A 26,636-nucleotide genomic window follows, 5' to 3' on the forward strand; every position below is an offset into this window, starting at 1 on the left:
AATTATAAAATATCACGATAAGAATGACACCACAAGACGCACGACAATACGCACCAGCAACTGAGCGCAACCGAGAACCAATTCTAGAAATACTTTTGCAGGTATTACCCAAAAGTGGCACTATTTTAGAAATAGCAAGTGGTACTGGTGAACACGCAGTCTTTTTTGCATCCAGGCTAAGTCCTCGCCTGTGGCTACCAACAGATGCAAATTTAGAGTTACGAGCCAGCATTAGTGCATGGACTGAACACAATGCCTGTGATAACGTTTATCCACCGCTTGAGCTAGATGTTAGAGAGCCAGTTTGGGCAGTGGAGAAAGGGGAAGTAACTCAGTGGCTTGATAGGGAGCCAATTGTCGCCATCGTCAACATTAATATGATTCACATTTCACCGTGGTCAGCTTGTTTGGGACTAATGGCAGGGGCAGGCCGTATCCTAAAAGCAGGAGGTATCCTCTATTTATATGGGCCCTTCAAACAAGGTGGAGAACATACAGCGGCGAGTAATGCAGCATTTGACGAATATTTACACACCCAAAACCAAGAATGGGGTGTGCGGAACTTGGATGATGTAGTGGCAGCAGCTAGGGCAGAACATTTCATTTTGAAACAAATTTACCAAATGCCAGCCAATAATCTTTCAGTAGTGTTTGAACGTGCCGCTAATGAATAATTCCTGGAAATAATTTCTTAGTGGACATAATTTAATTCAATTCAAAATAATTGCAGATATGTAAATTTTCTGGCTACTTTCTGCTTTGCTACCTCAAGGCTACATATAGACTCATATTTGATTGCATGAAAAAACTCCGTACAACTCAAAAAGCCCTCTTGCCTCTTTCCTTCCCACGCAAGTAAGTACGGCTACGCTCCCGTGAGGGATACAAAAATCAAAGCGGATTCAATACTTTTCGGTTAAGGGGGAAAGGGAAAAGGGAAAGGGTTTAAATTTACCTTTCCCCTTTACCCTTTAAGCTTTGCCCAGACCAAAAGAGAGATTGTTGGGTTTATCCGAAAAGTATTGAAAGCGGATTCCTATAGCTTGGAAAGCAATTGATGAGAAAACTATCCAAGCTATTCACAAGTTCCTCAAACTATTTGTCTACAATTCAAGACTCAGGGCATTTCAGAAGCGAAAGGCTCATTCTGATTGAGGCTAGAGGCAATGTCAGTCAAAACTTTAACAGTCAACGACAAACTTATTAGCGCCCGTGAAGAGGAAACTATTCTCCAAGCGGTGCAAGATGCAGGGATTCACATTCCTACTTTGTGCCACTTGCAAGGAGTTGAAGATGTTGGTGCTTGTCGACTTTGTTTAGTAGAAATTGCTGGGAGTAATAAACTCCAACCTGCTTGTGTAACAAAAGTTGCTGAGGGTATGGAAGTCCAAACAAATAGCGATCGCCTGCAAAAATATCGTCGCACCATTATAGAAATGCTATTTGCTGAAGGTAATCACATTTGCTCGGTCTGCGTAGCTAACAATAATTGCGAATTGCAAGACTTGGCAATTGAGATGGGTATGGATCATGTGAGGTTAGATTATCATTTCCCCGATCGCAAAGTCGATATTTCTCACGCTCGCTTTGGCGTTGACCATAACCGTTGTGTTCTTTGCACTCGTTGCATCCGTGTTTGTGATGAAATCGAAGGAGCGCACACTTGGGATATGGCCGGTAGAGGGACAAATTCTCATGTCATCACTGATTTAAATCAGCCTTGGGGAACCTCAGATACTTGTACTTCTTGCGGCAAATGCGTTAACGCTTGTCCCACAGGTGCGCTTTTTGACAAAGGTTCGAGCGTCGGGGAAATGAAACACGATCGCGCCAAGCTTGATTTCCTACTTACAGCAAGAGAAAAGCAGCAATGGCTTGTTTAGCTACTGTTCATAAATTAGCACAACGAGGTAAACCTAATGTTACGCCGCATCTTAAAAATTTTTTGGTGGCTCCTATTGTTGGCAATATTAACAATATATATATACCTGGGTTTAGCAACCTTCACATCTCAACAGGTAATTGCTGCTGTTATGCAATTAGAAGATACGCCAGAAGAAATCCTTTATCGCTCACAAGAAAAATTAAATGATGAATTAGGAAATTATTGGCAAGTTATTTTGTTTAAGCGAGTTAATCCTAATAGCAATAAAATATCTTCAATAAATCTCCGATTGGTGGGATTTCCTGGTTCTCAGGAATTGCCCCATCCCTTACCTCTAAAGATTACTACAGATACAGGCAAAGTATTAACTGCTCCCGATATATTCCTAGATGAAGCACCAGCACCAACCATCGCTCAGTATGACTTCAAGGATGTTTTGCCTAAATTATCAACTCAAGAATTGTTGATTGGTATACCTGTAGGTAAACAACACTTCGTCAATCTTTCAATCCCAAAATATGTCGTGCAGGAATGGCAAGAAATTGCACTAAAGTCCTGAGTGCTAAGGTCAAAATTAATTTAAAAAATAAAATGACTCGTTTAAAATTAGCAACGGTTTGGCTCGGCGGCTGTTCTGGCTGTCACATGTCTTTTCTCGATTTGGATGAATGGCTGATTGATTTAGCAGCACAAGTAGATTTAGTTTATAGTCCCTTTGCTGATGCTAAAGAATATCCCCCAGGGGTAGATGTGGTGTTAGTTGAGGGTGCAATTGCAAATGAAGATCACCTGCAAATGATTCAGATAGTAAGAGAGCGATCGCACATTCTTGTCTCTTTTGGTGATTGTGCTGTTACTGGTAATGTTACTGCTTTACGCAATCCTTTAGGTAGTGCCGAACCTGTTCTTCAACGTTGTTATATCGAAGCAGCAGATATTCACGGCACCATTCCCCATGAGCCTGGCATTGTACCAACCTTACTAGATCGGGTGATACCAGTGCATACAGTAGTCCCAGTTGATATTTATTTACCAGGTTGTCCACCCTCAGCAACTCAGATTAAAGCAGTGTTAGAGGCACTCTTAAGGGGAGAAAAACCACAGTTAGAAGGACGTGAATTTATCAAGTTTGGTTAACTTCACAAGTTACTCAGATTCTTTATCTAAGTTGAAAGTGAGGCAATCACAAAATAATTTTAGAAGCAATTATGTTGAAAGCATCTGACATTATGACTAGAGATGTTGCTACGATTCACAGTTCAGCAACAGTGGCTGAAGCAGTTAGACTCTTGAGAGCAAGGGACTGGAAAGCGCTGGTTGTAGATCGCCGCCATGAACACGATGCCTACGGCATGATTACTGAAAAGGATATTGTATATAAAGTGATTGCTTATGGTAAAGATCCCTTTAGTGTGCGTGTTCATGAAGTGATGACCAAGCCTTGTATCGTTGTCAATCCTGAACTTGCCTTAGAATACATAGCGCGCTTATTTGCTGACCATAATTTGCAGAGAGCGCCCGTTATTCAGGGCGAACTACTGGGTATCATTTCCCTGGTTGACATTCTAGCTAATAGTAGCTTTCTTGAGCAACCCCATACTTTCCTGCTAGAACAACAACTTCAGGACGAAATTCAAAAAGCTCGTGTCATTTGCGATCGCCAAGGTATCCATTCAGAAGAATGTGCTGTTGCTTGGGATGCGATCGAGGAATTACAAGCCGAGATCGCACATCAAAGGGCCGAGAAAGTCGTGAAAACAGCCTTTGAAGAATACTGTGATGAATATCCAGAAGCTAAAGGAATTTATGACAACTGGTCTAGTAGTCTGCCAACCCAAAAATGCTAAGTGAGGACTGGGGAAAGGGGAAAGGGGAAAGGGTAAGGGATTTAAACCCTTTCCCCCTTACCCTTTACCCCGCCAAGTCACGAAAGCGAACTACTAGTGGTTGACCTGAGAGAGTTATGAAAAAAGTAATCATCGACCCAGTTACCCGAATTGAAGGACACGCCAAAATCAGTATTTATCTGGATGATACAGGACAAGTGAGCGATGCTCGCTTTCATGTCACAGAATTTCGTGGTTTTGAAAAGTTCTGCGAGGGTCGCCCGCTTTGGGAAATGCCAGGAATTACGGCACGAATTTGTGGCATTTGTCCGGTAAGCCATTTGTTAGCATCAGCAAAGGCAGGCGATCGCATCCTTGCAGTTACAATTCCTAAAGCTGCGGAAAAACTGCGCCGTTTGATGAATTTGGGACAAATTATCCAATCCCACGCCCTGAGTTTCTTCCACCTCAGCGCCCCAGATTTATTATTAGGAATGGATAGCGACCCCGAAAAACGCAATGTATTTGGGTTAATTGCAGCCGAACCAGAACTGGCGCGTGGCGGAATTCGCTTACGTCAATTTGGACAAGAAATTATTGAACAATTGGGAGGGCGAAAGATACACCCATCATGGGCGGTTCCTGGTGGTGTCCGCGAACCCTTATCGATAGAAGGACGCACCCATATTCAAAACCGCATCCCGGAAGCACGCACCACAATATTAGATGCACTGGGTAAATTTAAAGACTTACTCAATGATTATCAAAGAGAAGTGCAAACCTTCGGGAATTTTCCTAGTTTATTTATGGGTTTAGTCACTCCTGATGGTTTGTGGGAAAACTACGACGGACATATTCGTTTTGTAGACAGCGCGGGAAATATTATTGCCGATAAACTCGATCCGACTCATTATCAAGAATTTATTTGTGAAGCGGTTCAACCAGATTCCTATTTAAAGTCTCCTTACTATCGTCCTTTAGGTTATCCTGACCAGAGCGACCATTGTCGTTTAGATAGTGGTGTTTATCGGGTAGGGCCGCTAGCACGTCTGAATGTTTGCAGTCATATTGGTACACCTTTAGCTGATGCAGAATTGAGAGAATTTAGAGACAGAGGTAAAGGCACTGTCACTTCATCATTTTTCTATCATTACGCCCGGTTAATTGAAATTCTGGCTTGCATTGAACGCATAGAAATTATAACAAATGACCCAGATTTAATGTCTAAAAAATTGCGTGCTGATGCTGGCATCAACCAATTAGAAGGAGTAGGTGTAAGTGAAGCACCACGCGGTACATTATTTCACCATTATCAAGTTGATGAAAATGGGTTACTTCAGAAAGTAAATTTAGTAATTGCCACAGGTCAGAACAATCTAGCAATGAATCGTACAGTCGCGCAAATTGCCCGACATTTTATTCACGGCTCAGAAATTCCTGAAGGTATGTTAAACCGAGTTGAGGCGGGAATTCGAGCTTTTGACCCTTGTTTGAGTTGTTCAACTCATGCGGCAGGACAAATGCCTTTACATATTCAATTAATTGGTTTTGATGGGAGTGTTGTAAATGAAGCGTGGCGGGATTAATAATTTCCGATTTAGGCAGTATGAAGGGGACTGAGGACTGGGTAAGAAATAGGCAGACAAGGTACGGGGTTTCGACCCTAGTTTAAAGAATAAAGATTAGGCATCCAAGTCGCACGTATGGTTCAGATTTAAGTAGTTGAGCATTGTCACTCCAGTATGTTTGAGTTTTTACTATTTCTCTACTAATGCTTTGAAGCGCGGGTCTTCTCGGATCAAATCAAAGTTAGGATCGCGACGGGTGAATTCTAAAGACCGCTGCTTTTGCTCTAGTGCCTCTTTGAGTAACTTTAGTGCTGTATCCACATTCCCACAAAGAGCCTCGAAGCAAGCTTGGTTATACTCGTCTTCATAAGGTTGCATTTTCATTTCCCGCGCTATTTTAAGCTGTTGCTTAGATTCATTTTCAAACCCAAGTTTTCGATAGCAAGCAGCAAGAAATGCTTGTGGCCAACGATCATTGGGATTAAGTGCGATCGCACGCTGAAGTTCAAGCATGGCATCATTGATGCGATCCTGGCGATAATACAAGCTCGCTAACCATTCATGTGCATAGTAGTCGTTGGGGTCTAGTGCAATCGCGCGTTGGTATTCTGCAATAGCCTCATCTTCACGTCCCATATTAAGGTAGACGAAACCTAGAGAATCATACGGCATAGGATTTTTAGGATCTACTGTGATGGCATCCTGATATTTATTGATCGCCAATTCATAATTTTCCAGACGAAGGTATACTTTTCCTAACCCAAGGTAATAAGTAGCATTTTGGGGTTCACGCTCTATAGCCTGCTGAAATTTTTCAATGGCTTGATGATAGGTATTGATAGCTAAGTAATGATTTTTCAGACGACGGTGTGCGTTACCTAATTCAACCGAGTAATTAGGATTTTGAGGATCAAGCTCAATAGCTCGCTGAAATTCTGCGATCGCCTCATTCTTGCGTCCCATCTCAAGGTAGACGTAACCCAGGGAATTATGAGGCATAGGATTTTGAGGATCTTGCTGGATTGCTTGATGATAGGTAGCGATCGCCAAGTAATAATTTTTCAAACTACGGTATACGTCTCCCAACCCAAGGTAGTGATTAGCATTTTGGGGTTCAAGCTTTATAGCCCGCTGAAATTCTGCAATCGCCTCATTATTGCGTCCCATTTCCAGGTAGATGGAACCCAGGAAATCGTGAGGCATAGGATTTTGAGGCTCTAGCTGAATGGTATCCTGATATTTAGCGATCACCAATTCGTAATTTCTCAAGCTACGGTATACATCTCCTAACCCAAGGTAATGAGTAGCATTTTGGGGTTCAAGCTCAATAGCTCGTTGAAATTCTGCGATCGCCTCATTATTGCGTCCCATTTCCAGATAGACGTAACCAAGGGAATTATGAGGCATAGGATTTTGAGGCTCTAGCTGGATGGCTTGATGATAGGTAGCGATCACCAAGTCGTAATTTTTCAAGCTACGGTATACATCCCCTAAACCAAGGTAATGAGTAACATTTTGGGGATCAAGCTCAATAGCCCGCTGAAATTCTGCAATCGCCTCATTATTGCGTCCCATTTCCAGATAGACCGAAGCGAGGAAATCGTGAGGCATAGGATTTTGAGGATCTAGCTGAATGGCTTGATGATAGGTAGTGATTGCCAAGTCGTAATTTCTCAAGCTACGGTATACATTTCCTAAGCCAAGGTAATGAGTAACATTTTGGGGATCAAGCTCAATAGCCCGCTGAAATTCTGCAATCGCCTCATTATTGCGTCCCATTTCCAGATAGACCGAACCAAGGGAATTATGAGGTGTAGAATTTTGAGGTTCAAGCTCAATAGCCCGCTGAAATTCTGCGATCGCCTCATTATTGCGTCCCATCTCAAGATAGACGTAACCCAGGGAATTATGAGGCACTGAATTTTGAGGCTCTAGCTGGATGGCTTGATGATAGGAATTGATCGCCAAGTAATAATTTTTCAAACTACGGTATACGTCCCCCAAGCCAACGTAGTGATTAGCATTTTGGGGATCAAGCTCAATAGCTCGCTGAAATTCTACAATAGCCTCATCTTCGCGTCCCATATTAAGGTAGACGTAACCCAGGGAATTATGAGGCATGGGATTTTGAGGTTCTTGCTGGATAGCTTTCTGATAGATAGCGATCGCCTCATCATTGCGTCTTTGGCTAGTATAAATATCCCCGAGATTAAGATAGGCAAATATCAACTCTGGCTCAAGTTGAATGGCGCGGGTAAACTCAGGAATTGCCTTAGCCTGATGTCCCTGAATCATATAAATCAATCCAATATTGTAGTGTGGATATGCAAAAGCAGGGTCAAGTTTAATTGAATGATGGTACATCTCGATTGCCTGTTCTAGAGAACCTTGAGAGACGTATAAAGACCCCATATCGTTATAGGTGTCAGCATTCTTTGGAGCTATGTTAATTGCACGTTGATATTCCGAAAACGCACTATCAAAATCCTCAAGTTTTCCATTTAGCCAGAATAGTTCCGCATATACATTAGCCAGTTCATGATGTAGATCATGCTTCAAATCCACATCATCTGGTTGCTTTGAGATTTCATTTAAGTAGGCGGTTATTGCATTATGATAGAAGTCAATGCCTAAACTAAAGTACCACCGCCCCAAAAAAGTAGCAGGAACTGATTTTTGCTCTACAGCCTTTTTGATTAAGTTCAACTCTAAAGCCTTATTTACAGTGTCTATAGCTTCATCAAGCCAATTCAATCTTATGAGAACCATACTGAGATTAACATAATTCAAAATATCACCAGAATATTTAATTGCTCGACGATAAGCCCGTTCAGCTCCTATATACTTATTCTGATACTTATCCTGGTTGCCCTGATCACCCTGATTGAGCCGTGCTGTGCCCAAACCAGTCCATAAATCAGCGAGTATTTTTTTATCATCAGGAGAATCTGAGGTAATTACACTATCGGATAGCTTAATGGCTTGCTCTAATAATTCCTCAGCTTTAGCGAAGTCTTGTATGTCAAGGTAGAAGTCAGTGGCTAGACTATAAAGTAAATTAAATAAAAGTTGATAACCCCTGTTTCTTAGGTCAAATATTTCAGATTTTACCGCTTCAATACAATTGATTCGGGCATGTTCAATGTCTTCTTGTCTTTTGGTGTTATAATACTTCCGGTAATTATCTAAAGCGTTGATTAAATACTGATAACCCTGCCATGTATTTGCGATAACTGACCCTATGATGTTTTGATTCTCTTGACAAAGCTTAAATGCAAGCTCCGAAATTAATTGAGGAATCTCCTTCTCTATAAGTTGATCGCGAATCTTGTCATCTTTTCCTTCAGTTACAATCTCGCGGTTAGCTTCCCAAGATTGCTGGATTGTTTTTGACTCTCCATCAAAGCTATCAGACGCACTGTATTTCCAAACTGATACAGGGTTCCACGGACTACGTACTCTGGATCTCGACGAAAAAGCGTTAATAACAATGAGCCAAGTGGGATTGTTGTTCCCCCGATATTGACAACGGTTTTAGCAAATTCCGAGTCGGAGCTTGTTTGAGTTGGTCTTAGAGTCCAAAGTTCTTGTTTTTTCCAGTAACTTTCTAAACTAGGGTCTATAGATAAAATAGGTTTTTTAGATATAGAATCATCTTTTTTTTTCGGATAAGGTTGATTGACTACAATGGTATCAGTCTCTTTTCCCTTTTGCAGATGTTCATCGCGCCATGAATTATGAACACTTTTAATTCGCATTATTTCTTTCTTAAGGGAAGCAGAAATTGCGTTAGTGTCATACTTTATATCTTTAAATGGGATCTCAAAAATAATATCCCATCCTTCTCCTTTTCGAGTTCGCTGATAAATAATTAAAATTGGGAGGCAAAGTACTATTATAATGGCAAACAATTCCAGGAGATCCAATCCTGTATTACGCCATTCTTTGATATTTTTCGATGTGATTGAGAAAGGTTTGTTGGTGACGATAAGCAACCATGATAATCTACCTAAAACAGCGATTATCAGAAGGATTACTGTAAAAGTCAAAATTCTCGATTTATGCTGTTTTAATCTTTTTAAAAAATCTTGGAAAAACATAATGCCTCTCGCATACTTACAGATATAATTTTAAGATGCAAACTTTATAACTTTTATAGAGCAGGATTTTCAGAGAGCGAATCAAAATTTGCTTCTTTCTTTTGTTATGAGGGAGGATTAATACTTTTGACTTTCCCCCGTGAGGCGCTCACGTCTTACACCAAGAAAAGTTTTGATATTTTAATTACTCAGTATTAAAACATGACTCTGATTCAGCGATAAAAAGCAATAAAAATCAGGTAGTCTTATCGCGCATCTTTTATGCGGAAAGATTTGATAGTTTTTGGAAATGTCTAATGTTGTTTGAGTATCCCCGTAATATCTCTGTATTTAGCGAGTCGTGGTTGGGCATTGTCTATATAAGACTTGCAGTGAATTCGATGCAAATACAGTACTATATTCTCTCAACATAAATCGCATGACCTTCAATTTGAATTATCTCTAGTTTTTTTATATCAAAATCATTAGAAGTATAAAGTTATGCAACGCTCAATGAAGCAACCAACGTAAAATTGATACTTTGAGAAAAACCTGCCTGCAATATTGACTAATACCAGAATCACAGGCAGGTTGAAAACAATTATAAAATAGATAGACGCAATCTTTAACTAACTGGAATAGGCTGACCGCTAGACAGAATCAAAGGGAAATTATGGACATTAGGGGCGTGCATTGCACTTATACCAAGATTGGCACGGTTTAGCATATCAGCGTTGGTTCTAATTACTTCACCCCGACTATCTAAGATGGAATGATTAAAGTTCAAGCCATTGATATTAAATGCCATCGAACATACACCCATCGCTGCGAACCAAATACCTATCGTTGGGAATGCTGCTAATAATAAATGGAAAGCACGATGATTTTTACTAGCAAAGATAGGAATCAACAACCGTCCCAAAAAACTAGAGTGTCCTGCTAAGTACTTGTAGGTGACTTTCTGTTGACCAAACTTATATCCGGCATTAATTGATTCATTTTCATCGGTCTTCCGAATGAGTGTTGAAGTCACCAAAGAACCATGTAAAGAACTAAATAGTGCGCCACTGAATATACCTGCTACACCCAACATGTGAAACGGGTGCATAAGGATATTGTGATCACCTTGGAAAGCCAACATAAAGTGGAAAGTTCCAGTGATTCCCAAAGGTAAACCATCAGAAAAACTACCTTGACCAATAGGATAAACCAGCAAAACGGAAGTAGCAGCGATGACGGGTGCAGAATAGGCAATTGCCATCCAGGGGCGCATTCCCAAACGATAGCTCAGTTCCCAAAATCGCCCTAGATAGCACCAAATACCAATAAGAAAATGCAGCACAATTAATTGATATGGTCCACCATTGTAGAGCCATTCATCCATTGATGCCGCGTCCCAGATCGGATAAAAGTGCAAACCAATGGCAGCAGAGGTTGGTACAACTGCGGCTGTAATTAAGTTATTACCATCCATCAGTGAACCCATGACAGGCTCACGAATGCCATCCATATCTACGCCGGGAGCGGCAATAAAAGCCAAAATAAAACAGGTGGTGGCAGCCAACAAGGTGGGAATCGCCAACACACCAAACCAGCCGATGTAAATCCGATTTTCTGTACTAGTAATCCAGCGACAAAAACTATCCCAGAAATCAAAAAAATTAAATTCTCTTTGAGGTTGAACAATGGTACTCATGGTGTATATCTCCTAAGTAACTCCAAGTTCAAATTTTTTTTACTACTTTTGGCAGATGCCTATTTATTTCGCTTGAACTATCTTTTTTGGCTCACAAGTTTTCAAGCTAATTTAATGCAATAGTTAGGCATCTTTATCTTGAAGGTAGAAAAAGAATTTGAGGAACTTGTGAGGAAATACAGTGTTTATTACAACTTAAATTTTGTCAGGACTCAGATTCACATACCCGCAAAAAAGCAGGAAGTATCAGGGAACTGGGGGATGTTGCGTCAAAAATCTCAGGCTAACGTGAGCTTTCAATGAACCTCTCCCTGTCTTAAACTAAAGTTCAAGTGTGTCCCTCTCGGACTCCGAGAGGGAAGGTTTTGCGTAGTAAAACCAGGGAGAGGTCTTTTGATTCAGCTAAGTAGACAGATACTATGTGAGCCGTCGAATTCACTTCAGCTTAAGTCAGGGGATGTAAAAACCCCTGGCTAATTTCGTTGAGCTAGGGGTAGTTCCTAACAGTATTAATTATTTAAAGCCACGACCAATATGTGGAACGTGGATCAGTTTTTTTGGCTTGTGAGTCACGTAAATATCAGTTTCTAGTTCTGGCTTTTCTTCTTCCTGCTTCCCAAAAGCACCAGCTTGGCTGAGGTCTTGAATCAGTTCATCAATGAGGGTAGTGGTAACGTGCGCCATGATGAAAATATGCGAGTACTCACGCTTTTGACCTTTCACATATAACGTCTCGCTTGATAGAGAATATTTAAAGATAATATCATCATTGGCACGTTTGAAACGGATAGTAAGTGATAGTGGCGTGTGTCTCACCCACAAATCCTCACCCAGTTTCTCTTCGAGCGTCTTTAATTTCAAGTATGCATAGGTAGCTATATTCTCAGTATAAAGCACCTTGTTAACCTGGGTGTCGTAAGAATTTTTTGCCAAGTAATCCCAAAAAAGCATGGCTGAAAATCCGTTACGAGAGCCTGCAAATGTAGTATCCTGAGAACCGATATACTCTGGATCGTCGGGTGGACGCAGCTGATATTTTGTCTTGGTCATATAAATCCCGCATGGTAATGGTGCGCCAATCCACTTGTGTCCGCTCATAGCGATGGAGTGGACAAAGGGCAGACGAAAGTCAAAGTTCGGCCCACGCTGCGAGATTTTGCCCATGTTATACGCCATTTCGATGAATGGCATATAGGCAGCACCAAGCGCAGCATCTACATGGAACCAGTAACCATTGCGAATATCATACTTGGTCGGATCTTCGGGATCGTAATATACCTTACGCTCATCAAGACCATATTTTTTTAAAATAGGAAGCAGAGCGTTGCCTGCTGCTTCTACGTCATCATAAGCACCTTTGAATGTAGTGCCGTAGTTAAAGCACACGAGAATCGGATATCCCTTGGCGGCAAAAAACTCGACAAGCTTGCACAATGCTTCAATATCAATCGAGCCAGGGCCATCGTTACCGCCTTGAGATGGTACCTCTTTTGGCCAAGATTGACCTGGTGCTAGTGGATTTTCCTGGGGATATTTTTCAGTCCCAATCTCGTAAAAATTTTGAATAGCCATCACGCGCATGGCTTTGATAATTGAGTAGTGCGTGTCTTCTGAATAAAATGCAACTGGAGTGTGAGCGTTTGGGTTATTTTCTAAAACGGGTGTCTGCTGATAGATGAGGCGGCGCTCTACTGAGCGTGGCTGACCTGCTAAACTAGCTTGTCTAGCTTCTTCTTCAACGGTAGGGTCATTGAGTAGGAACTTACCAGCTAAATAATCACGTCCGTTCCACAAACCATATAAGTTACCTTCGGTGCAACCCATTGTTAGAGCATAACCCCAGTAAGACTCTGGATCATTGGAATCGTGGGGCCAACGAGCATTCCACAGCGAGGCGTAATAATCTAATACCGCACGCTCCATAAACTTACTGTTGATAGTATAGTTTCCGCTTTGGAAAGGGTCGCCGACATTATTAATGTGGTAGTTGAGGTACGGCTTTAAGTCTTCTTCGTAGTTGAGGCTTTGGTTGACTTGATAGCCGAGGAAGTAATTTCTCTGCCTCGACTCATAGTTTTGCAATTGAACCAGAGCGGTTTTTCGTTGTTCGGGGGTCAAGCCTGTTGAAGATAGCTCGAAGTTTTTGTAATTAATACCAGGGACTGTGGGGTATGTAGAACATGAATCTTTCGTAGGAGGTGACACGATCGCAGCATTACCAACAATAGCCGAATCAGACACCGTTTGCGGCCATAATCCGACTTCTAACGTAAAAAGCAGGGGATTTTTTGAGTTCTTTCCATCACTTATGCTCATCATCATCCTCCAAACAAAAGATTCACAAGACTATAGAGATGCTTGGTTGTTGATAAAAATCACAATTTTTGTCTTGACTGGAGAGAATTTGACTATGTGCGATCGCCTGTAGTCATAATGTCTGCTACAAAGTACCGATCGCTTGTAATATTGCTTTACAGTTTTAGTTATATGTCAACAATCTGAGGAAATTGTGAGCATTACTTCCAAGTTTCTCTATCTCCTCACAAGTTTCTCAAGTTTTTTATCTAACTTTAAAATAGTGTTAGACAGCTAAAAATATGAATTCTAATGCGATGGGCTACGCTCCGCCGGAAGCGATGTCTACGACGGGCTACGCCTACGCCATTGGTTACGGTAATGAGTTGCGTAGTGATGATGGCATTGGGCAACGAGTAGCTAAGGCGTTGCATCTATCAAACGTGAAATCTCTGGCTGTCCATCAACTCACCCCTGAACTTGCTGAAGCTTTAGCCCATGCTGATTTGGCAATCTTTATCGATGCTTGTTTAATGTCTGAAAGTTCTCAAGTGCAGGTAGAATCGCTTTCATCTGAATCTTTCAATATTATCGCTGGACATACAGCCGATCCGCGATCGCTCTTAGCTCTCACTCAAGCCCTTTATAATCGTTGTCCACCAGCTTGGTGGATAAAAGTACCAGGCGTAAACTTTGAATTAGGCTACAGCTTATCACCAATTGCTGAAATTGGAGTAGCGATCGCTTTACAAAAAATTACCCAGATTATAGACGAAAATTTCACCTTACTTCTTTAAAATATATTTCCACCACAGGTAACAGCAACTCATGCAAAAGCCTATCCAGTCATCTGTCGAACGCGCCTATGATATTTTGCGAACTGAAAAAGCTAACCCTCTTGATGCTATTTTTGCCCCAAAAAGTGTGGCTGTAATTGGTGCTAGCGAAAAAGCTGGTAGTGTTGGGCGCACTCTACTATGGAACTTGATTAGCAATCCTTTTGGTGGAACTGTTTTCCCTGTCAATCCCAAGCGGCACAGCATATTGGGAATCAAAGCATATCCGACTATCTTTGATGTACCCGAAAAAGTGGATTTAGCAGTTATTGCCACCCCCGCAACAACAGTTCCAAGTATTATTGCTGAGTGCGTCGATGCAGGTGTCAAAGGTGCAATTATCCTTAGTGCTGGTTTTAAAGAAGCTGGTGCTGAGGGTGTAGCTTTAGAACAGCAAATACTTGAGCAAGCGCATCGTGGCAAAATACGGATTATTGGCCCTAATTGCTTGGGTGTAATGAGTCCACGCACAGGTTTAAATGCAACTTTTGCCAGTACAATGGCGCGTCCTGGAAATGTCGGCTTCATTAGTCAAAGTGGAGCGCTTTGTACGGCTATTCTTGATTGGAGTTTTCGGGAAAACGTTGGTTTTAGCGCCTTTGTTTCTCTTGGCTCAATGCTGGATTTGGGTTGGGGAGATTTGATTTACTACCTGGGTGATGACCCGCACACCAAAAGTATTGTCATTTACATGGAATCAATTGGGAATGCGCGATCGTTTTTGTCAGCAGCGCGGGAAGTTGCTTTAACTAAACCGATTATTGTCATAAAAGCAGGTCGGACTGAAGCCGCAGCCAAAGCAGCAGCTTCCCATACTGGCGCACTGACAGGAAGTGATGAAGTTCTGGATGCAGCTTTCCGGCGTTGTGGGGTGTTGCGCGTCAACAGTATCTCTGACCTGTTCGATATAGCAGAGGTGCTGGCAAAACAACCCCGTCCCCAAGGGCCACGCCTGACAATTTTGACTAACGCAGGTGGGCCTGGAGTACTTGCTACTGATGCTTTGATTGCTGCTGGTGGAGAAGTTGCACCAATTTCTGAAGAAACTAGCGCATCCCTTAATCAACTATTACCAGCACATTGGAGTCACGGCAACCCGATTGATATCCTGGGCGACGCTGACCCACAACGATATACCAAAGCGTTGGAAATTGCTGCTAAAGACCCAAATAGTGACGGCTTATTGGTGATTCTCACGCCTCAAGCTATGACAGACCCCACCCAAACAGCCGAGCAATTGAAACCTTATGCACAGATAGCTGGTAAACCCATCCTTGCTAGTTGGATGGGGGGAGCAGATATTGCAGCAGGTGAGATGATTCTCAATCGCAACCATATTCCCACATATCCTTACCCTGATACTGCTGCTCGAATATTTAGTTATATGTGGCAGTCTAGTTATAACCTGCGTGGTATCTACGAAACTCCGGTAATGCCTGCACTTGATTCTTCATCAGGGATACCAGACCGTAACTGTGTGGAAAAAATTATCCAATCAGCACGTCAGACACAGCGAACTATTCTTACAGAGTTTGAATCGAAGCAAATTTTAGCTGCTTATGGTATTCCGGTGGTTGCAACTTGCGTTTCTAAAAGCGAGGATGAAGCAGTTCAATGTGCTGAAAAAATTGGTTATCCAGTTGTTTTAAAGCTGTTTTCCGAGATAATCACTCATAAAACTGATGTTGGCGGTGTGCAGTTAAATCTAAGAGATGCTGAAGCTGTACGACACGCTTACCGCAACATTAAATCCTCTTTACAGGATAAATTGCAACACGACCCTGATTATTCAGACGCGATGAATCGCGTTTCTACAAGAGATGGGATTCATCGCGTTTCTACAGAATTATTTTTGGGTGTAACTGTGCAGCCTATGGTGAAAATGGCTGGTTATGAACTAATTATTGGCAGTAGTCTGGATGCACAGTTTGGCCCGGTGTTGCTTTTTGGCACAGGGGGACAACTAGTCGAAGTTTTTCACGATCGCGCGATCGCACTTCCACCCCTGAATACAACTTTAGCGCGGCGGATGATGGAGCAAACGCAGATTTACAAAGCGCTGAAAGGAGTCCGGGGACACAAAAGTGTTGATTTGGCTGCCCTTGAACAATTAATGATGGTATTTAGTCAATTAGTTGTAGAACAGCGTTGGATTAAGGAAATCGATATTAACCCGTTGCTGGCTTCATCTGAACAATTAATTGCCCTCGACGCGCGGATTATCCTTCATGAACCAGATGTTAAAAAAGACCAACTACCAAAGTTAGCAATTCGACCTTATCCTACACAATATGTCAGCAAATGGACGATGAAAGATGGTACTCCAGTTACCATCCGTCCCATCCGTCCAGAAGATGAACCGTTGATGGTGCAATTTCATAAGACACTCTCAGAGCAAAGTGTTTATTTTCGTTATTTTCACTTAATTAAGCTCCAGTCAAGAGTAGCCCATGAACGCCTAACACGTATCTGCTTTATTGATTACGATCGCGAAATAGCCCTAGTTGTAGAATATCAAAACCCCGAAACGCAGACACGGCAAATATTGGCAGTCGGGCGGTTAAGTAAAATACATGGTACGAATGAAGCAGAATTTGCTATTGTGGTGTGCGATCGCTCTCAGTGCCAAGGTATAGGAACCGAGTTACTACAAAGGTTACTGCAAGTTAGTCGAGATGAGCAACTCAGCACTATCACTGCTGATATTTTGGTTGACAATTATGGTATGCAAAAAGTTTGTGAAAAACTAGGTTTTCGTATTCAACACACAGATGATCCAACTGTACTGAAAACCGAAATCGATATCAAAACATTTCACCCCGAAAATTAACGTGCGCCTCCGTTGGAGACTCACATAAAATTAATACTCATCGACAAATTGAGGATGAACCCACAGAAATTCACGGCGTTTGTTCTGCACCCGTTTGAGACTGCTGGTAGCGACGTAAAACAGATTGGATATTTTTTTTACAAACTTCTTCACCAATTACCTGAGAAAGCGATCGCCACAACTGAGAACCCACTTGTTTAATATAGTCGTGTTCATAACTTATCTGCTCCGCAATTTCCGCATAAGTGTGCCCCAGCCAACTTTCCAACAAAACCACAGATTGAACATCATTGAGTCTTTGCCCAAAGGTAGAGCATAAAAGAGTATCGACTAGATTCAGCGCCTCTTGTGCCGTCATGGGTGAGCCTGCTTTATTTCTACGTTGAACTTAAGAAATATCTTCTTGAAATGATATTTTTACGTAAAATGTCACATTTATTTACAGCAAAAACTCACTTTATCTCACCGACAGAGCGCTTATATTTAAGCTAATAATTAATACAGTGTAATTAAATTATGCTTACCTCTCAGAGTATAAAAAGGAAATCAGCAAGATGAAATTTGGTATTGATATGGGACACAACTGTCCTCCAGATACAGGAGCAACAGGTATCAAACAAGAAGATGCTTTAACTAAAGCAGTTGGTACACAATTGATACAAAAACTCAGAGCAGCAAATCATACCGCCATCGATTGCACTCCTACAAGCGCTAGCAGCGTAACCGATTCTCTGAAACAACGAACTAATAAGGCGAATGCTAATAACGTTAATGTCTATGTTTCGATTCATTTTAATAAATTTAACGCTAAAGCTCATGGCACAGAAGTTTACGCCATTAGTAACGCATCACAAGGTATTGCGGAATCAGTTCTCAAAGAAATTGTTCAACTTGGTTTTTATAACAGAGGGGTGAAAAATACAGGTTTCTTTGTCCTGAAGAATACACAAATGCCAGCTATTTTAATTGAGTGCTGCTTTTGTGATTCCCAAGTAGATATGGATCTATTCGATGTTGAAAAAATGGCGGAAGCAATTAAAGATGGATTAATAGGTCAGCCAAAACCAAAGGAACCTAAAGCTGATAAAAAATACGTTTTGGAAATTACAACAAAAACCTTCTTAAAGCCTTCTACAGAACAGGCATCAGACTTACCAAAAGATTCTATCTTTGAGATTGAGCCAGGAGATTACCCAATTTTGGATGTAATTTTTGAAGAAAATCATTATTCGGTTAAGTGGCCCGATCAAAGTAAAGGAAACCGAAACGAGCATTTTGTTTATGCTGGACATGCCAAAGTTATAGAAAAAGATTAACTAATTCTATTTCAATCATTTGTTAACATCTACAACCCGATTTATTTAATAAATCGGGGTTATATAAATAGTTTTTGCAAGGAAAAATTCATGCCATTACTAGATGATTTAGTAAACAATTATTCCAATAAAATTTTAGTTAAAATATTTACACAAGTTGGCATTGAAATTGCAAAAATTACCGATATAAATCGGCAAATTTTAAAAGAAGTTACCCTCGCTCAATGGTTACTAGAGTCTGCCAGAGGTAAAAGCGATCTTGCTGTCAATACTAATAATTTTGCGGGATTAAAATGGCAAATTCCTGATATGAAAGGGTTTGCTGCTTAGTGGTGCAGAAAAGTCTTGAAACTTAGATATAGGTGGAATTTAAAAACAGAGAGGGATGACTTGGAGGGGCAGAGCATGAGATGCTCAAGTTTCCACACAAAAAGTCATGCCATGCGAGTGCCCCATTTAAAGTTTGAGAATATTACCCAAGCATGTTGCTATTATTGGAGGAGATTATACTGCTCTAAAAACTGCACAACTATGGCAAAACTTTATAGCTAAAGTAGCGATGAAAACTCTCAGTGATATGAAGCAAGAAACAGACGTGCCAGTTGTAATTACAGATCAACAAGGGTTTGTCACTTATGTAAACGATCGCTTTACCTCTGTTTTTGGCTGGAGCATGGCTGAAATTAATGGTCAAATTATTACAGTAGTTATTCCAGAAGGTTTTCATGCACCGCACCATCTTGGTTTTTCCCGCTTTCTTTCAACAGAAAATTCTACTATTCTCAATCACCCCCTGCGTCTAGTCGGCATCACCAAAGATGGTCTAGAAATTGAAGCCGAGCATTTGATTATGGCAGAGAAACATCATGGAGAATGGGTGTTTATGGCGATGTTGCGTCCTCTTTAAAATAAATGAGAAGATAGATCGCCAAAAAAAATCACAAATTGACCTTTTTTTCTTAAAAATGGTAAATTTTAATTAATTTTGGGTACAAGTCCCCAATAGTTTACAATTTTTAATTCTTAATTTTTGATTTTTAATTCCCCGGAGGTGAGTCTGCTGATGAGCATACATTTGACTAGTTTGGTCAACCAATTACGGGCAATTTTGGGCAAGATGGAGGTGGCGCTGGGGACGATCGCTGATGCTATTGTCTGGACTGGGAGTGATGGCAAGATACAATGGTGCAACACTGCTTTTGACAAACTAGTTAACCGACCACATATTCTAGTTCTCAATTCCAAGCTGAGTGACTTGTTATTTTTAAGCCTAGCTGATGAAGCAGTTGCACCAGAATCCTATCCAAATATGAGGGTGTTAGCGGGAGAGTATGAAATCACAGAAGAATATGAATGTCGTGACAGCAAACATCGCTCCTTAATTTTAGAAATATCGGGTAACTGTGTCGAACTTGCAGGAGGTGACAGGTCATCTATACTAGTAATTCGAGATGTCACTCAAGCAAAACAGTGGGAAGCGGAAGGCTACTTAGCACAACAAAAACAAGCAGAAACTTTGTCTCTTTTGCAAGCTACACTGGAATCTACAGCTGATGGAATTATAGTTGTAAATCAAGACTTTAATGTAGCAGTTTTTAATCAAAAGTTTATTCAGATGTGGTCAATACCAGAATCGTTGTTGCAACCTTCTCAAAGCAATGAACGATTCAAGTTTATGTCTGAACAAACGCGAGATCCTGAAGCATTTATTGCCAGAGTCAAGGAACTGTTTTATAAGTTCCCAGAACAGGAAGCTTTTGATTTGGTAGAGATGAAAAATGGACGTGTTTTTGAGCGTTACTCTCAACCCCAATGGAAGGGCGATAAAATTATTGGACGTGTTTGGAGTTTTCGGGATATTACTGCACGTCAGCAAGTAGAAAAAGCCTTGAGCGAAAACGAAATTAAGTTCCGCCGCATTGTGGAAAATTCTAATGATATTATTTCTCTGATTGACTTAGAAGGACGAATCTCCTATATTTCGCCCAATTTAGCCAAGCTTACAGGCTATGAAACAACTGAGTTAGAAGGTATACCATTTGCAGATTTTATTCATGCTGATGACTTACCAAGTTGTCTAGATGCAGTCAACAGGGTAGTAACAACAGGGGAGAGGTTAGAAGTTGAGTATAGAGCTAGACTCAAGGATGGTAGTTGGCAATGGCAAGCCACAAACTTAGCTAAAACTGATGATATCGATGGTAACTTGGTACTGATCAGCGTTGCGCGTGTCATTACAGAGCGCAAACAGGCTGAACAAGCTTTGCTCAAGAGTGAGCAAAAGTTTCGCAACCTGTTTGAGAATTCCCAATTTGGCATCCTTCGCAGCCGAATTGATGATGGACTGATTTTAGATGCCAATCAACGCCTTGCGGAGCTATTAGGCTACAGCTGTGTAGAAAACTTAATTGGTGGCACAAAATTTACCACAGATTTTTATGCAAACCCAAGCGATCGCCAGCGTATAATAACTGAACTGCGTCAAAAAGGTTCGCTCAACAACTTTGAGCTACAGTTTAATCAATGCAACGGTAAGGCTCACTGGGGCTTGTTTTCCTTACGTTTAAATCTGGAAGATAATTGTCTTGAAGCCGTGGTTGCTGACATTAATGATCGCAAGCAAGTAGAGGCAGATTTACATCGCAGTAATGCCATACTTAAAGCCCAACAAGAAGCTTCAATTGATGGAATTTTAGTCGTTGATGAAAATGGTCAAATCGTATCTTACAATCAACGTTTTTGCCAGTTATGGCAAATTCCAGAAACATTCGTCAATAGTAACGACCAGCGATTACTAGAATTGGCACTTGCCAAACTGGAGCAACCACAGGAGTTTCTGGCAAAAGTTGAGTATCTCTACGCTCATCCAGAACAAATCAGCCGGGATGAAATTCGCCTGAAAGATGGAAGGACTCTAGACCGATATTCGGCATCAGTGCGATCGCCAACAGAAGATTACTACGGTAGAATTTGGTACTTTCGCGATATTACAGATCGCAAACAGTCAGAAGAAGCTCTACGCCGCAGCGAACAGAAATATCGCAACATTTTTGAAAACTTTCAAGTGGGGATTGCTCGCATTCGCTTAGAAGATGGGCTGTTTCTGGAAGCCAATCAACGCCAAGCGGAAATTTTAGGTTATAGTTGCGCCACCGATCTAATTGGTAAGCAATTCACGACGGAGTTTTACGCCAATCCAAATGATCGCCAACAGCTGCTAGCAGAAATGGCACAGCAGGGTGAGGTACGTAACTTTGAGTTGCAACTGTGTCGTCGGGATAAATCTCTTGGTTGGGGATTAATATCGCTGAGACGGAATGCTGAAGATAGCTGTATAGATGCTGTAATTACAGATATTAGCGACCGCAAACTTGCAGAAGAATCTTTGCGACAATCAGAAGCCAGATTTCGCGCTCTTTACGAATCAACCAGCATTGCTGTCATGTTACAGGAAAACGGAATTCCCCTTGATTGTAACCGGGCAGCAGAAGAACTATTCGGCTATTCTCGGCAAGAATTTTTGCAGAAGCATCCCAGTGAATTTTCACCGCCATTTCAACCAAACGGTCAAACTTCTGCTAGTTTAGCGCGTGAACAAGTTGCGATCGCTTACGAGCAAGGCAGACATCGTTTTGAATGGGTTCACCGTCGCGCTGATGGTACAGATTTTCCGGCTGAGGTGTGGTTAACAGTATTTAAATTGGGTGAGCGCAAACTCATTCAGGGGTTGGTGCAAGACTTGACTGAACGTAAGCAAGTTGAAGCCACACTTTGGCATCGCGCTCAGGTAGATAGACTACTAAACAGCATTTCTCGCCAGTTTATCGACCAAGATGCAGACACCGCAATCAATTTTACACTGCAAGCGATCGCCGAATTTATGGGGGCTGAATGCAGTTGTATCTTTGAATATTACGAGCCACAACAGCAATTTCACATCGCCCATGAGTGGTACGATCCTAGCAGCAGACTATTATTAAACAGCGCCACTTCATCTGAACCGTTGCCTTGGTTTTACAACCAAATTCTCAACGGTAATCCTATCCAAGGTTTACAAGCATCTCGAATTGCAGATATTTCACCAGAGGCGAACGCCGAGAGAGAAATAATTAAATCTGTAGTGGCTGTACCGATGATTTACGCCGGCAAAGTCGTTGGATTACTGGAATTAGATGCTGTTAACAAATCTAAAACTTGGAGCCAAGAGGAAATCAACTTACTGCAACTGGTGAGCGAACTCATAGCCATTGGGCGATCGCGGCACAAAGCAGAGGAGGCACTACGGATTGCTAAAGAAACCGCCGAAACAGCCAACCGCTCAAAAAGCGCCTTCTTAGCCAACATGAGCCATGAACTGCGAACGCCACTCAATGCCATTTTGGGTTTCGCCCAGCTAATGGAACGAGACACCACCCTCAACAAACGTCAGCGAGACTCTTTAGCAACTATCAATCGTAGTGGAGAACACCTGCTCAACCTAATTAATGATGTGCTGGAAATGTCCAAAATCGAAGCTGGACGGATTGTTCTTAACCCGACATCCTTTGATTTGCATAGGTTATTGCAAGAGATGCAACAGATGTTCCAGATACGAGCCAAGGACAAAAAGTTATCACTCTCATTTGAACTTGCTCCAAATTTGCACCAATATATCCTCACAGACGAAAGTAAGCTCCGACAAGTGCTGATCAACCTATTGGGAAATGCGATTAAATTTACCAATACCGGGGGAGTGACGTTGCGCGTAGAAGTAGGAGAAGGTAATCCTGAAAATTCTTTGAGGAATCCTCAATCGCTGATTACCTTTGAAATTGAAGATACAGGATTGGGAATTGCCAGCGAGGAATTAAATAATTTATTTCAGCCTTTCGTTCAGACTGCAAGTGCAAAACAAGCGAGAGAAGGGACAGGATTGGGATTAACAATCAGCCGTCAATTTGTGCAGTTAATGGGTGGCGATATCCGCGTTCATAGTCTGGTAGGTCGTGGCTCAACTTTCTACTTCGATATCAAAATTGAATTAGCAAATTCATTAGATATTGCACCACCAACCCTTAAACGTCGAGTAATTGCTTTGGCATCAGGCCAACCTATATACAGAATTCTGGTAGTTGATGACCGCGAAGACAATTGCGATTTATTAACGCAGTTATTTAATAGTATTGGTTTTGAAACTCAGATAGCAGCTAACGGCCAAGAAGCGATCGATCTTTGGCAAAGTTGGGAACCTCACCTGATCTTCATGGATATGCGAATGCCCGTAATGGATGGATATGAAGCCACTAAACAAATCAGAGCTACTTTAAAAGGTCAAGCTACTGTGATTATTGCTCTAACTGCTAGTGCTTTTGACGAAGAACGATTTGTGGTTTTATCGGCAGGCTGCAACGATTTTGTACGTAAGCCGTTCCGAGAGGAAGTAATCTTAAATATCATATCTAAATATTTAGGGGTGCGTTATGTGTATGAACAAGAACCACTTCAAAAAGACCAACTTGCAGAAAATTCTAACCTTAAACTTCTATCAGTAGAAGAGATTCTAGCTCAGATGCCCACTGAGTGGGTGACACAGCTACACCAAGCGGCACTGTGTACTGATGAAAAACTGATTTTCAGCTTGCTTGAGCAAATTCCTGAAGAATCTGCTCTTTTGGCAAACACTCTGTCTGATTGGGTTAATAATTTTCGGATTGATAAAGTTATTGACTTAACCCAACAGTAATAAATAATTTATGAGGTGAATTTTCAGAGGTGGGCGATTTAAGATAAGCTGTACCGTGACTATATAAATGAGTTTTTAGACATCTATACTTTGCTCATATTATTTATATAAAGTCATGGTAATAGCTGCTTGTTTTTGATAATTTTTAATATTTACTTTTATAAATCAGTTCTAATAAATATGAATAACCATCAAGTTCAGCTAGCAAAAGCAAATATTCTTGTTGTTGATGATACGCCCGATAATCTGCGACTTTTATCTGCCATGCTAACTCAGTTAGGGTATGAAATTCGCAGAGTGATTAACGGGCCAACAGCTTTGAAAACAGCACAAGCTGCGCCACCGGATTTAATTTTGCTTGACATCATGATGCCAGAAATGAATGGCTATGAAGTCTGTCAACATTTGAAAGCCTCGGAGATAACCCGCGACATTCCAGTGATTTTTATTAGCGCTTTGGATGAAGTATTTGATAAAGTCAAAGCTTTTGCAGTCGGGGGAGTAGATTACATTACCAAACCTTTTAGTGAAGAAGAGGTTTTTGCCCGTGTAGAAAATAACTTGACTATCCGAAGACTACAAAAACAACTGACTGAGAAAAATTTACTTTTGCAACAGGAAATTAGCGACCGCCAAAAAGCAGAATCAGCATTGCGATTAAGCCAATTTTATTTAGATAAGTTTAAAGATTCAATTTTTTTTGTTAATTCAAATGCCCAGTTGGTTTATGTAAACGAGGCAGCTTGCCGCGTTTTAGGCTATTCTCGCGAACAATTGCTGACCATGACTGTTCACGATATCGATCCAAATTTTCCCGCAGAAACTTGGCACTCACAATGGCAAGAACTTAGACAAAAAGATTCTTCAAGTTTCGAATCTATTCACCGAACTGAAGATGGTCGTAATCTAGATGTGAAAATAACTTTTAGTTATCTAGAGTTCAAAGATCAGGAATATTTATGTACTAGTGCTTACTATCCCAGCACTCACTAAAATTGTGTTCGGTTCAAGGTTGATCTAATAATTGCTTTGAGGTCACTGAACAGTGCTTTTTATACTGAAAAGTCACTACCCCCAATCCTAAAACAACTATCAATGCCCAACTGAATGCGCCGATAAAAAATAATCTTTGGAATCTAGCTGCTTTTTGCTCTTGAACTAATCTAGCTTTAACTTCTTTTGTTCGTTCTGCTTCTAACCATGTCTCAACTTCTCGCCGATCGCATTCTTGGCTAGCTGCTAAAAACTGATAATCTAGATCACTCAAGCTTTTGCCTTGTGACCAAGCTAAAGCTTCAAGCAAAGCTGTTCCACGCAATAGTCGTGAATTGTCACAATGTTCTGAGGCTATCCAAGCATTTAATGCTTGCGAGTAGGGTCGCAACTTTGCTAATTGTTTTTCTACCCAAATTCCGTTAAAAACCTCTTCATAAATGCGGTTTTTTACTATGAGTTGCCCTTGCTGCTTAGTTACTAACCCCGATAACAGCAATTCTATTTGTTCTTCTCCATCGTCACAAGCTACCTGAATACCTTGTAAAATTTGCTGGTACATTCCCAGTAAACCTCCAGCACGTTGCTCATTTCTCAGCAAGCGATCGCGGATTGTTTTCAAATGCTCTGGATCATCTTTCGCTTCCCATTTATCTATAATATGCGTTTGCACGAGTTTTTCTAAAATTAATAAGGGAAATTGGTAATAAAAATTTATCAGATGTTGATTAATAATTGGTAAATGGTCATCCAATTTATAACGCTCATCCACTTCTAAACTTCTCTGTTGAACATCTTTGCTTCCAGAGTTTCTTTCTTGCACCACTATCTGACAGAGCTTTTGAGTGAGAAACGGTTGACCATTTGTCCAAGCTAAAATTTCTTTGAGAACTGCCATCGGATTAGCTACTTTATTTTCTAAACCTGCTGCTAATGGCTGAACTTCTGATAAATTAAAGCCGTGCAGTTCAATAGATTTACCTATATTAAATGGTGTACAATTTCTATCAGTAATCAAATTTGAAGGGGTTGCTACTCCAAATAGTGCCCAAGTTAGGCGGTTATATTCTGGATTTTCTGCTCGTTGATTGTAGCATGAGCGAATTAGGGTAAAAAAATCGACAACGGGGAAATTTAAACCTAAAACACTATCAATTTCATCAATAAAAATAAATATTTTTTCAGTTTTTAGTTCAACTAATAAAATATCTTCGACAAATTGGCTCAATCGCTGTAACGCAGGCAAATCTTCTCGCTCTGCCCACCAGGCTTTTAAATTAACTTTGCTAAAGAGATTAAAGCTCCTTAATAAGTCAACCACTATGCCCTTATACCACTGAGTAGGAGTAATATTGCCATTGCCGATCCGAGTCATGTCGATAGAAGCACAACTGTAGCCTGCTTGTTCTAATCGATGCCTTGTTTGTAACCGCAAGCTGGATTTACCCATCTGCCGGGAGCTAAATACATAACAAAATTCACCTTGAATTAGAGCATTATAAAGTTCAAAATCAGCCTGCCGTTCTACATAGCTAGGAGCATCGACTTTGAGACTACCGCCAATTTGGTATTCGTACTTATTCATAACGT

Annotated in this window: 19 protein-coding genes; 13 read left to right on the forward strand and 6 right to left on the reverse strand. The window is 41.0% G+C overall.

The genetic code is table 11. From position 1 onward, the window contains the following. The first annotated feature begins 23 nt into the window (after positions 1 to 23). From H6G86_RS20275 to H6G86_RS20300, 6 genes are all read left to right on the forward strand, one after another. The gene (locus H6G86_RS20275; protein ID WP_190935805.1) at positions 24 to 674 is read left to right on the forward strand and encodes a DUF938 domain-containing protein; all 651 of its coding nucleotides are present in this window, start codon (positions 24 to 26) and stop codon (positions 672 to 674) included. 492 nt (positions 675 to 1,166) lie between these two features. Beyond that, a complete protein-coding gene (gene hoxU, locus H6G86_RS20280; protein WP_190935806.1) occupies positions 1,167 to 1,883 on the forward strand; it encodes a bidirectional hydrogenase complex protein HoxU in 717 nt (238 codons plus the stop codon). Positions 1,884 to 1,919: 36 nt separating this feature from the next. After that, entirely contained in the window at positions 1,920 to 2,444 is a 525-nt protein-coding gene (locus H6G86_RS20285; RefSeq protein WP_190935807.1) for a DUF3122 domain-containing protein, read from the forward strand. Between the two features lie 32 nt (positions 2,445 to 2,476). Beyond that, the gene (locus tag H6G86_RS20290; protein ID WP_190935808.1) at positions 2,477 to 3,022 is read left to right on the forward strand and encodes an NADH-quinone oxidoreductase subunit B family protein; all 546 of its coding nucleotides are present in this window, start codon (positions 2,477 to 2,479) and stop codon (positions 3,020 to 3,022) included. Positions 3,023 to 3,093: 71 nt separating this feature from the next. Beyond that, positions 3,094 to 3,732, forward strand: a complete 639-nt coding sequence (locus H6G86_RS20295; protein WP_190935809.1) for a CP12 domain-containing protein — start codon at positions 3,094 to 3,096, stop codon at positions 3,730 to 3,732. A gap of 116 nt (positions 3,733 to 3,848) precedes the next feature. Continuing rightward, positions 3,849 to 5,297, forward strand: coding sequence for a Ni/Fe hydrogenase subunit alpha (locus tag H6G86_RS20300; RefSeq protein WP_190935810.1), 1,449 nt, complete (start codon positions 3,849 to 3,851; stop codon positions 5,295 to 5,297). Between the two features lie 171 nt (positions 5,298 to 5,468). Here the strand turns inward: H6G86_RS20300 and H6G86_RS20305 are convergent, their stop codons facing one another. From H6G86_RS20305 to H6G86_RS38780, 4 genes are all read right to left on the reverse strand, one after another. Next, a complete protein-coding gene (locus H6G86_RS20305; protein WP_190935811.1) occupies positions 5,469 to 8,183 on the reverse strand; it encodes a tetratricopeptide repeat protein in 2,715 nt (904 codons plus the stop codon). Positions 8,184 to 8,626: 443 nt separating this feature from the next. Then, a complete protein-coding gene (locus H6G86_RS20310) occupies positions 8,627 to 9,379 on the reverse strand; it encodes a hypothetical protein (protein WP_190935812.1) in 753 nt (250 codons plus the stop codon). Positions 9,380 to 9,983: 604 nt separating this feature from the next. Continuing rightward, positions 9,984 to 11,054, reverse strand: a complete 1,071-nt coding sequence (psbA, locus tag H6G86_RS20315; protein ID WP_190935813.1) for a photosystem II reaction center subunit D1 — start codon at positions 11,052 to 11,054, stop codon at positions 9,984 to 9,986. A 513-nt stretch (positions 11,055 to 11,567) separates the two neighbouring features. After that, positions 11,568 to 13,295 carry a pyridoxal-dependent decarboxylase gene (locus H6G86_RS38780; RefSeq protein WP_199338362.1) on the reverse strand — a complete coding sequence of 576 codons (1,728 nt, stop codon included), beginning with the start codon at positions 13,293 to 13,295 and terminating at the stop codon, positions 11,568 to 11,570. 395 nt (positions 13,296 to 13,690) lie between these two features. Between H6G86_RS38780 and H6G86_RS20325 the strand changes: the two genes are divergently transcribed. Continuing rightward, positions 13,691 to 14,146, forward strand: a complete 456-nt coding sequence (locus H6G86_RS20325; protein WP_190935836.1) for a hydrogenase maturation protease — start codon at positions 13,691 to 13,693, stop codon at positions 14,144 to 14,146. A 31-nt stretch (positions 14,147 to 14,177) separates the two neighbouring features. Then, positions 14,178 to 17,015, forward strand: coding sequence for a bifunctional acetate--CoA ligase family protein/GNAT family N-acetyltransferase (locus H6G86_RS20330; protein WP_190935815.1), 2,838 nt, complete (start codon positions 14,178 to 14,180; stop codon positions 17,013 to 17,015). A 70-nt stretch (positions 17,016 to 17,085) separates the two neighbouring features. Here the strand turns inward: H6G86_RS20330 and H6G86_RS20335 are convergent, their stop codons facing one another. After that, positions 17,086 to 17,373 carry a helix-turn-helix domain-containing protein gene (locus H6G86_RS20335; RefSeq protein ID WP_190935816.1) on the reverse strand — a complete coding sequence of 96 codons (288 nt, stop codon included), beginning with the start codon at positions 17,371 to 17,373 and terminating at the stop codon, positions 17,086 to 17,088. A gap of 196 nt (positions 17,374 to 17,569) precedes the next feature. Between H6G86_RS20335 and H6G86_RS20340 the strand changes: the two genes are divergently transcribed. The 5 genes from H6G86_RS20340 (at position 17,570) to H6G86_RS20360 (ending at position 25,046) form a co-directional block, all read left to right on the forward strand. Beyond that, complete coding sequence (locus H6G86_RS20340) at positions 17,570 to 18,331, forward strand: N-acetylmuramoyl-L-alanine amidase (RefSeq protein ID WP_190935817.1); 762 nt, start codon at positions 17,570 to 17,572, stop codon at positions 18,329 to 18,331. A gap of 90 nt (positions 18,332 to 18,421) precedes the next feature. Then, the gene (locus tag H6G86_RS20345) at positions 18,422 to 18,661 is read left to right on the forward strand and encodes a glucosaminidase domain-containing protein (RefSeq protein ID WP_242064880.1); all 240 of its coding nucleotides are present in this window, start codon (positions 18,422 to 18,424) and stop codon (positions 18,659 to 18,661) included. Positions 18,662 to 18,794: 133 nt separating this feature from the next. Beyond that, positions 18,795 to 19,238, forward strand: coding sequence for a PAS domain S-box protein (locus H6G86_RS20350; RefSeq protein WP_242064881.1), 444 nt, complete (start codon positions 18,795 to 18,797; stop codon positions 19,236 to 19,238). 156 nt (positions 19,239 to 19,394) lie between these two features. After that, positions 19,395 to 24,053 (forward strand): PAS domain S-box protein, encoded by a 4,659-nt coding sequence (locus tag H6G86_RS20355; protein ID WP_190935818.1) that lies wholly within the window; start codon positions 19,395 to 19,397, stop codon positions 24,051 to 24,053. A 180-nt stretch (positions 24,054 to 24,233) separates the two neighbouring features. Continuing rightward, positions 24,234 to 25,046 carry a response regulator gene (locus tag H6G86_RS20360; protein ID WP_242064882.1) on the forward strand — a complete coding sequence of 271 codons (813 nt, stop codon included), beginning with the start codon at positions 24,234 to 24,236 and terminating at the stop codon, positions 25,044 to 25,046. A 13-nt stretch (positions 25,047 to 25,059) separates the two neighbouring features. On the opposite strand, the gene H6G86_RS20365 is transcribed toward H6G86_RS20360, so the two are convergent. After that, complete coding sequence (locus H6G86_RS20365; protein WP_190935820.1) at positions 25,060 to 26,631, reverse strand: AAA-like domain-containing protein; 1,572 nt, start codon at positions 26,629 to 26,631, stop codon at positions 25,060 to 25,062. Between the last annotated feature and the right edge of the window lie 5 nt (positions 26,632 to 26,636).

The sequence above is a fragment of the Nostoc sp. FACHB-133 genome (assembly GCF_014698055.1).
GTDB lineage: Bacteria > Cyanobacteriota > Cyanobacteriia > Cyanobacteriales > Nostocaceae > Nostoc.

What these genes read in the sequence shown, in the direction of transcription:
- H6G86_RS20275 (WP_190935805.1), top strand. Translation starts at nt 24, where the DNA reads ATGACACCACAAGACGCACGACAATACGCACCAGCAACTGAGCGCAAC.
- H6G86_RS20365 (WP_190935820.1), bottom strand. Translation starts at nt 26,631, where the DNA reads ATGAATAAGTACGAATACCAAATTGGCGGTAGTCTCAAAGTCGATGCT.
- psbA (WP_190935813.1), bottom strand. Translation starts at nt 11,054, where the DNA reads ATGAGTACCATTGTTCAACCTCAAAGAGAATTTAATTTTTTTGATTTC.
- H6G86_RS20360 (WP_242064882.1), top strand. Translation starts at nt 24,234, where the DNA reads ATGAATAACCATCAAGTTCAGCTAGCAAAAGCAAATATTCTTGTTGTT.
- H6G86_RS20285 (WP_190935807.1), top strand. Translation starts at nt 1,920, where the DNA reads ATGTTACGCCGCATCTTAAAAATTTTTTGGTGGCTCCTATTGTTGGCA.
- H6G86_RS20330 (WP_190935815.1), top strand. Translation starts at nt 14,178, where the DNA reads ATGCAAAAGCCTATCCAGTCATCTGTCGAACGCGCCTATGATATTTTG.
- hoxU (WP_190935806.1), top strand. Translation starts at nt 1,167, where the DNA reads ATGTCAGTCAAAACTTTAACAGTCAACGACAAACTTATTAGCGCCCGT.
- H6G86_RS20345 (WP_242064880.1), top strand. Translation starts at nt 18,422, where the DNA reads ATGCCATTACTAGATGATTTAGTAAACAATTATTCCAATAAAATTTTA.
- H6G86_RS20355 (WP_190935818.1), top strand. Translation starts at nt 19,395, where the DNA reads ATGAGCATACATTTGACTAGTTTGGTCAACCAATTACGGGCAATTTTG.
- H6G86_RS20295 (WP_190935809.1), top strand. Translation starts at nt 3,094, where the DNA reads ATGTTGAAAGCATCTGACATTATGACTAGAGATGTTGCTACGATTCAC.
- H6G86_RS20290 (WP_190935808.1), top strand. Translation starts at nt 2,477, where the DNA reads ATGACTCGTTTAAAATTAGCAACGGTTTGGCTCGGCGGCTGTTCTGGC.
- H6G86_RS20325 (WP_190935836.1), top strand. Translation starts at nt 13,691, where the DNA reads ATGTCTACGACGGGCTACGCCTACGCCATTGGTTACGGTAATGAGTTG.
- H6G86_RS20300 (WP_190935810.1), top strand. Translation starts at nt 3,849, where the DNA reads ATGAAAAAAGTAATCATCGACCCAGTTACCCGAATTGAAGGACACGCC.
- H6G86_RS20340 (WP_190935817.1), top strand. Translation starts at nt 17,570, where the DNA reads ATGAAATTTGGTATTGATATGGGACACAACTGTCCTCCAGATACAGGA.
- H6G86_RS20310 (WP_190935812.1), bottom strand. Translation starts at nt 9,379, where the DNA reads ATGTTTTTCCAAGATTTTTTAAAAAGATTAAAACAGCATAAATCGAGA.
- H6G86_RS20335 (WP_190935816.1), bottom strand. Translation starts at nt 17,373, where the DNA reads ATGACGGCACAAGAGGCGCTGAATCTAGTCGATACTCTTTTATGCTCT.